The organism is Streptomyces sp. NPDC059668 (genome assembly GCF_042734135.1).
GTDB lineage: Bacteria > Actinomycetota > Actinomycetes > Streptomycetales > Streptomycetaceae > Streptomyces.
In genome coordinates this window covers 12,999-20,322 of record NZ_JBHWEL010000056.1, presented here as the reverse complement: position 1 = coordinate 20,322, position 7,324 = coordinate 12,999, and the positions used below count along the sequence as shown (strand labels likewise).

Genomic DNA, 7,324 nt, shown 5'->3' with positions numbered 1-7,324 from the left:
GCCCACCCCCCCCCCGGGGTCCGCCACCAGTACCGCGTGGGTGGCCCACCAACCCCCCCCCCCCCCCGGGGGGGGGCCCCCCCCCGGGCCCCCGCCCCCCCCACCAAGGTAATGCCCTTCTCAGGAGGTCAGGGAGAAGACGGCCACAGTCCGTGCCGGAACGGCGAAGGTTCCCGTCTCCTTCGTGTACGCGGCGGACTTCACGACGGGGTCGGCGCCCGCCCTCTGCACCGGGTGCAGCGCGTAACGGGTCCCGGACAGCGAGCCGATCCGCTGTTCCTGGCGCTGGGGTGTCGCGTTGATGACGACGACGAGGTCGCCGAGCTTCATCGTGATCACTCCGGGTGTCTCGTCCTTGCCGGACAGCGGGAAGGAGAGCTTCGACTGCACCTGGCCGGCCGTGGCGAGCGAGAAGACGCTCTCGCCGGTCCGGATCCTCAGCAGGTCCTGGTACGCGGCCGAGCTGCCCTCGATCTGTCCGCAGCCGACCTTGACGGTGCTCAACAGTGGCTTGGCGTAAGGCCACTTGGACTGGTTGTCGGCGGCCATCGGCAGCCCGCGCCCGAATCCGTTGCCGTCGCGGCAGTCCCAGTGGACGGCGTTGAACCAGTCGCCGCTGTCGAAGGAGTTGCGGTCGAGGGACTTGGAGCGCAGCAGGTCGGAGCCGGCCTGGGAGAGGGACGGACCCTGGGAGAGGGTGGCCGTCGCCATGGCGAGCACCTGCATGCGCGCCCGGTCGTCCGGGCTCGTGGTGGCCGGCAGCTTGTAGGTGAGCGCGTCGTACAGGGACTCGTTGTCGTGCGCGTCGGCGTAGGCCAGCGCGTCGCCCGGCGCCTCGGCGTACCCGGCCGGCCGGCCGTTGTAGTCGACGCCGGAGCCCGTGACCTCCTTGCCCGCGGAGTCGGTGAAGCGGTACGCGGCCAGGTCGCCGGTGAGGCCGACCTTGATGAGGTCCTGGTAGTGCAGCAGGCGGGCCTTCTGTTCGGCCGGTGTGCCGTTGGCGGACGAGGAGTTGGGGTCGGTGAACAGGCCCGACGCGAAGCCCTGGACTCCGGGGTCCTCGTCGAAGGGGCTGCCGCCGCGGACGGCGTCGCGGGCCCGGTCGGAGAAGGTCGCGACGCCGGTGCCGGCCATGTTCTCCTGGGTGGCCTGCACGAAGCGCGCGTCGTCGGCGACCTCGCCGAAGTTCCAGCCCTCCCCGTACAGGATGATCTTCTTGCCGTCGACCCCGTCCTTCGCGACGGTGAGTGCGTCGAGGGCCTTCCTGACCGCCAGGATGTTGGCCTTGGGGTGGTGTCCCATGAGGTCGAAGCGGAAGCCGTCGACCTTGTACTCCTTGGCCCAGGTGACGATCGAGTCGACGACGAGCTTGCCCATCATGGCGTTCTCGGTCGCCGTGTTCGCGCAGCAGGTGGAGTTGGCGACGGACCCGTCGGCGAGCAGCCGCTGGTAGTAGCCGGGGACGATCCGGTCGAGGACGCTGGTGTCGGCCTGGCCGCTCGCGGCGGTGTGGTTGTAGACGACGTCCATGACGACGCGCAGGCCGTCCTCGTTGAGCGACTTGACCATCTTCCGGAACTCGACCGTGCGGGCGGTGCCTTCGGGGTCGGTGGCGTAGGACCCCTCGGGGACCGTGTAGTGGTACGGGTCGTAGCCCCAGTTGTAGGCGTCCTTCGCGGCGGTCTTCGCGACGCACTCCTGCTGCTTCTCGGAGTCGGCCGGGTAGGAGGCGAGGTCGCAGTCGGTGCTCGTCCGGTCCGCCTTCTTCTCGGGGACGGTCGCGAGGTCGAAGGCGGGCAGCAGGTGCACGTACGAGGTGCCGGACGCGGCCAGCTGCCTCAGGTGCTTCGAGCCGTCGCTGTTCTTGTCGGTGAAGGCGAGGTAGGTGCCCTTGTCCTTCGCGGGGACGGTCCTGTCCTCCACCGAGAAGTCCCGGACGTGCAGTTCCTGGATCTGCGCGTCGCGCAGCGGCACGGCCTTCGGCTTCTTCAGCGAGGACCAGCCGGACGGGGCGAGGGACCTGGCGTCCAGGTCGACGACCAGGCTGCGTTCGGAGTCGGTGGTCAGCGCGACCGAGTACGGGTCGGTGACCTTGTTGGTGACGACCTTGCCGACGGTCGGCGCCCACACCTTCACGACGTAGCGGTAGGGCTTGCCCGTCCAGGACCGGCTGCCCGTGACGGACCAGACGCCGGTGGTGTCGTTCCGCCGCATCGCGACGGTGCTGCCGTCGAGGTCGAGGCTCACCGACTGCGCGGTCGGGGCCCACACCGACAGGGTGGGGACGCCGTCGTGGAAGACCGGTCCGAGCCGCGCCTTCCTCGCGTCGTACAGGTCGTCCAGCACGCCGGCGGTCTGCACGCCGGTCGCCGCCAGCACGGCGCCGTTCGCCGCGCGTTGCGAGGCGACGAGCTGGCCGCCGAGCGACGCCCGGACCCGGCCGCGGTCACGCGGGTCGACCGACCAGGCGGTGTACGTCCTCAGGTGCGGGAACGCGGCCTTCTGGGCGTCGGTCAGGGTGGTCTTCGCCAGCCGCAGCCAGCGCTCGTCGTCGCTGGTGAGCGTCCCGTCCTTGACGGCGATCGAGCCGTCGCGGGAGGAGAGGAGCTGGGTGGACACGGCGGCGTCGGAGCCGTTCCAGGCGACCGTGTCCCGGTCGATCCAGACCGCCTTGGCGGTGGTCAGGTCGAGGGCGGCCGCGCTGCCCGCGGGCTGCGGGAGGAGGTATTTCTCCTGGCCGTTCAGCAGCCACACCTCGTAGCCGTTCGCGGTCAGGTCGAGGGACTGGTCGCTGGGCAGGTCCTTCTCGTCGCCCTTGTGGAGGATGTAGCTGAGGCTGGTCGCGCCCTCGGCGAGCGGCACCTCGTAGACCGCCCCGTAGGCGTCGGTGCGCACCGGCTGGAGGGGCTTGGTCCAGTCCGTGGGCGTCGCGGCGCCGGTCCAGGTGTGCAGGCCCCAGCCGGTGTAGTCCCCGTCGGCACGGTGGTAGTGGAGTACGGCCTTGGTCTTGTCCTGGGCCGGGAGGTCGGGCCGTTCGGTGAGGACCGGCTCCTTGCCCTGCTGGAGCCAGACCTCGCCGGTCTTCGTGACGTCGATGGCGCGGTCGGCGGCGACGTCCTTGTTGCCGTCCTTGTCGATGACGAGGAAGCCGACGGTGGAGGCACCGGGCTTCAGCTTGACGTAGGCGAAGGCGCCGTAGGCGTCGCGTCCGACGAAGTCGTGGCCGGCGGGCCAGGTCGTGGCCTCGCCGTCGGCGAGGTCGCCCCAGGCGTAGAGCCGCCAGTCGGTGTAGTCGTCGTCGGTGCGCTGGTAGTGGACGATCGCGTAGTCGCGGGAGGAGGCCGTCGGGATCTCCGCGGCGGGCGGGGTGCCGGTGGTCGAGGCGGCCGTCGCGCTCGCGGTGCGGCCCGCCGAGTCGACGACGACGGCCTTGTAACGCAGGGGCGTTCCGGCCGGTACGTCCTTGCCGATGGCCTGGGTGACCTTGTACGGGGCGTGGTCGGCGGAGCCGAGGGTGCGCCACGCGCCGGTTCCGACCTGGGCGGCGAAGACGACGCGGTCGAGCTGCCCGCCGGTGACGTCGGCGCCGAGCTCGACGGTGCCGGTGGCACCCGCGTCGGGGGCCTTCAGGGTCAGCGCCGGCTTCGTGGCGGGGGCGGCGAGCCGGCCCGCGGCCTTGAGGACGATCGCCGAGCCGGCCGGGACGGTGACGGTGACCTTCTTGTCGGCGTCACTGCGCACGGCGGCGGAGGTGCCGTAGATGCCGCGGAAGTCCATGCCCGCCGAACCCGTCGCGAACGTGGCCGATTCGGCGTCGTCGGCGTTGTTCACGGCGACGACGTACTCGGTGCCGGACTTGGCGTCCGTGCGGGAGAAGGCGTACACGCCCGCGCCGTCCGCGGCGTAGCGCTCCGTCTGGACGCCGTCGGCGAGGGCCGGGTTGGCCTTGCGGAGCTTGGAGAGAGCGCTGATCCGCCGGTAGAGCGGGGCGCTCGTGTCGTAGGCGTCGCTCGCGTGGGTGCGGTCGGTGCCGATCTCGTCGTCGTCGAGGTAGTCGGCGACCTTCGAGGCGAACATCGTCTGCCGGGCGTCCTTGTCGCCGCCGGAGCCGGTGAAGCCCTGCTCGTCGCCGTAGTAGACGACGGGGTTGCCGCGGCTGAGGAACATCAGCTCGTTGGCGAGCTCGTCCTTCTTCAGCAGTTCGGCGTCGGTGGCCTTCGGGTCGTCCTGTTCCAGGAAGTAGCCGATGCGGCCCATGTCGTGGTTGCCGAGGAAGGTGACCTGCTCGTACGCGTTGGCCTTGTCGGTCGTGTACTTGTAGTCGTCCCCGAACACCGACGCCAGCTTCTTCGCGCTGCCGCCCTGGGAGGCGTACGAGCGGGCCGCGTCCTGGAAGGGGAAGTCGAGGGTGGCGTCGAGCCGGCCCTCGGTGACGTACGGAGAGGTGACCGAGGTGTCGGCGGAGTAGACCTCGCCGAACATGAAGAAGTCCTTGCGGCCGTGCCGGGCGGCGTACGCGTCGAGGGCGGTCGCCCACTGCGTCCAGAACTCCATGTTCACGTGCTTCACGGTGTCGATCCGGAAGCCGTCGATGCCGAAGTCCTTCACCCAGCGCTCGTAGATCTTCTCCATGCCGCTGACCACCTCGGGACGCTCGGTCCACAGGTCGTCGAGACCGGAGAAGTCACCGTACGTGGTGGACTCGCCCGCGTAGGTGGAGTCACCCCGGTTGCTGTACATGGCCGGGTCGTTGAGCCAGGACGGGACCTTGGCGCTCTTCTTCGCGGCGGGCACGGTGGGCGTGCGCGGGAAGGAGCCGGTGTCCACGGACGGGAAGCCGTGGGTGCCGTCCGCGTAGTCGGCGTCGTCGAAGGGCCGGCCGTCCTTGGTCAGGTAGGGGAAGGCGCCCTTGGAGAGGTAGTCGTAGGACTTCTCCTGGTAGTCGACGACGTCGGCCGTGTGGTTGGTGATGACGTCGAAGAAGACCTTCATGCCCTTGGCGTGGGCCGTGGAGATCAGCCTCTCCAGGTCCTTGTTGGTGCCGAAGTGCGGGTCGACCTGGGTGAAGTCGGTGATCCAGTAGCCGTGGTAGCCGGCCGAGGCGTCCTTGCCGGTGCCCTGCACGGGCTGGTTCCTGAAGATCGGCGCCATCCAGATGGCGGTGGTGCCGAGGCCCTTGATGTAGTCGAGCCGCTTCGTCAGGCCCTTCAGGTCGCCGCCCTGGTAGAAGCCCTTGTCGGTCGGGTCGTATCCGGTCGACAGCCGTGAACCGGTCAGTCCGCCCTCGTCGTTGGCCTTGTCGCCGTTGGCGAAGCGGTCCGGCATCACGAAGTAGAACTGGTCGCGGGTGGCGTCGTGCCGCGCGGGCTCGGCCGCGAGCTTCGCGTCGGACGGGGGTGCGGGCGGGGTCTCGGCCCGCGCCGCGAGGGGTTGCGCGAGCGATACGGCGAGCGCGGCGGCGAGGACGGCCGCGCGCAGCCTGGAACGGCCGGGGCGGTGCGCCGGCCCTCTCGGTATCAGGTCCACCGGTGTGAACTCCTAGCGATTACGGCGCAGATGGGTCCGACCCCGCGCTGCGTTCCGGCTCCGGTGCCGAACGCCCGCGTGACCGTATCGCTCACGCAAGGTTTACAGCAAGAGTCTTGCAACATGCGGAAAGACTTTTCAGCAGCTGGTCTTGCCCGCGTAGATCGCGAGTGCCGTGTTGGCGCCCAGGGTTGCCGTGAACTGCCCCGAGCCGTTCACCGTGACCTGCGTGTTGTTCTGCACGTTGCAGTAGGTGCCCGCCGCGAGGGAGGTCGTGTAGGTACGGCTCAGGGACGAGGTCTCGTGGTTGATGGCGACGAAGCCCTTGGTGCCGCGGCCGAAGGCGATGGCGTCGTTGCCGTCGTCCCACCAGTTGCTCAGCGCCTGCCCGCGGGTGGTGTTGCGGAAGGCGACCATCGACTTGATCTCGGGCCAGGCGTGCTGGCACTTCCAGCCGTCCTGCCAGCAGGCGTTGACGGTCCCGCCGTTGGGCGGTCCGGCGTCCGCGTTCGACCACTCGTAGCCGGAGTTGATGTCGGGGGCGCCGTACGGGTAGGCGAGCATGAAGACGTTGGCGAGGGTGTAGTTCGCGCCGTCCTTGTAGTTGAGGGTCGAGCCGTTGCGCTCGGTGTCGTGGTTGTCGACGAAGACGGCCGCGACGGAGCTGTTCATATAGCCCCAGCCCTCGCCGTAGTTCTTCAGGTAGGCGAGGTTCTCGTTGTTGAAGACCCGCTTGAGGTCGTAGGCGTAGCGGAACTCCTGGACGTCGCCGTTGCCGGTGTACTCGGTGGGCTGGACCGCCTCGCCGGCGCCGTAGATGACCTCCTGCTTCCAGTACGCCGACGGGTTGCTCAGCCGGGACTTGATGTTCGCGAGGTCGGCGGCCGGGATGTGCTTGGCCGCGTCGATGCGGAAGCCGTCGACTCCGTAGCCGAGCAGGGTGTTCAGGTACCCGGCGATGGTGGACCGGACGTACTCCTCGCCGGTGTCCAGGTCGGCGAGGCCGACGAGTTCGCAGTTCTGCACGTTGGCGCGGTTGGTGTAGTCGCTGATGCTGGCGGTGCAGTCGTCCATGTCGTACGAGGAGTACAGGCCCGGGTAGTTGTACTTCGTGTACGAGGACCCGCCGGTTCCGGTGCCCGAACCGGCCGACATGTGGTTGATCACCGTGTCCGTGACGACCTTCACCCCGGCCGCGTGGCAGGCGCCGACCATGTTCCTGAAGGCGGTGGCGTCACCCAGCCGGCCGGCGATGCGGTAGCTCACGGGCTGGTAGGAGGTCCACCACTGCGAGCCCTGTATGTGCTCGGCGGGCGGGGACACCTGGACGTAGCCGTATCCGGCGGGGCCGAGGGTGTTGGTGCACTCCTTGGCGACGGAGTCGAATTTCCACTCGAACAGGACCGCGGTGACGTCCTTGGTGCCGGGCGGGGAGGCCTGGGCGGTGCCGCTGGGCAGGACCACCGTGGCCGCCATGCCCGCGGCGAGCGCGAGCGCGGTGGCAAGGGTTCTCTTGGCCATGTCATCTCCTGCACGTCATTGTGCGGTGGGGGTGTGCGGGTGCGGGTGACCGGGGCTCCGGGGTGCAAGTGGGGGGCCCTGGAGGGAAGTTGCCCGGTGAATCAGTCGGGCGTGTGCCGGAACGTATCTCTTGCCGTCAAGTTTCAGCAAGATGTCGTAAGGGATTTCAACGCGTAAAAAAGTGGTGGGCCCGGGCCGGGGGGGGCGGGGGCCCCCCCGCCCCCACCACACGAAGGCCGCGAGCAGGGCGAGGCCGGCCGCGAGCAGGGCGAGGACC

At 69.4% G+C, this 7,324-nt stretch carries 2 protein-coding genes; both read right to left on the bottom strand.

Translation table 11 applies throughout. From position 1 onward, the window contains the following. Positions 1 to 120: 120 nt before the first annotated feature. The gene (pulA, locus tag ACFV2J_RS30790; RefSeq protein ID WP_385441728.1) at positions 121 to 5,520 is read right to left on the bottom strand and encodes a pullulanase-type alpha-1,6-glucosidase; all 5,400 of its coding nucleotides are present in this window, start codon (positions 5,518 to 5,520) and stop codon (positions 121 to 123) included. 144 nt (positions 5,521 to 5,664) lie between these two features. Further along, positions 5,665 to 7,047, bottom strand: a complete 1,383-nt coding sequence (locus ACFV2J_RS30785; RefSeq protein WP_385098209.1) for an alpha-amylase family protein — start codon at positions 7,045 to 7,047, stop codon at positions 5,665 to 5,667. Positions 7,048 to 7,324: the final 277 nt, after the last annotated feature.

Excerpts from the sequence above, each read along its gene's own strand:
- ACFV2J_RS30785 (WP_385098209.1), bottom strand. The coding sequence starts at position 7,047 with ATGGCCAAGAGAACCCTTGCCACCGCGCTCGCGCTCGCCGCGGGCATG.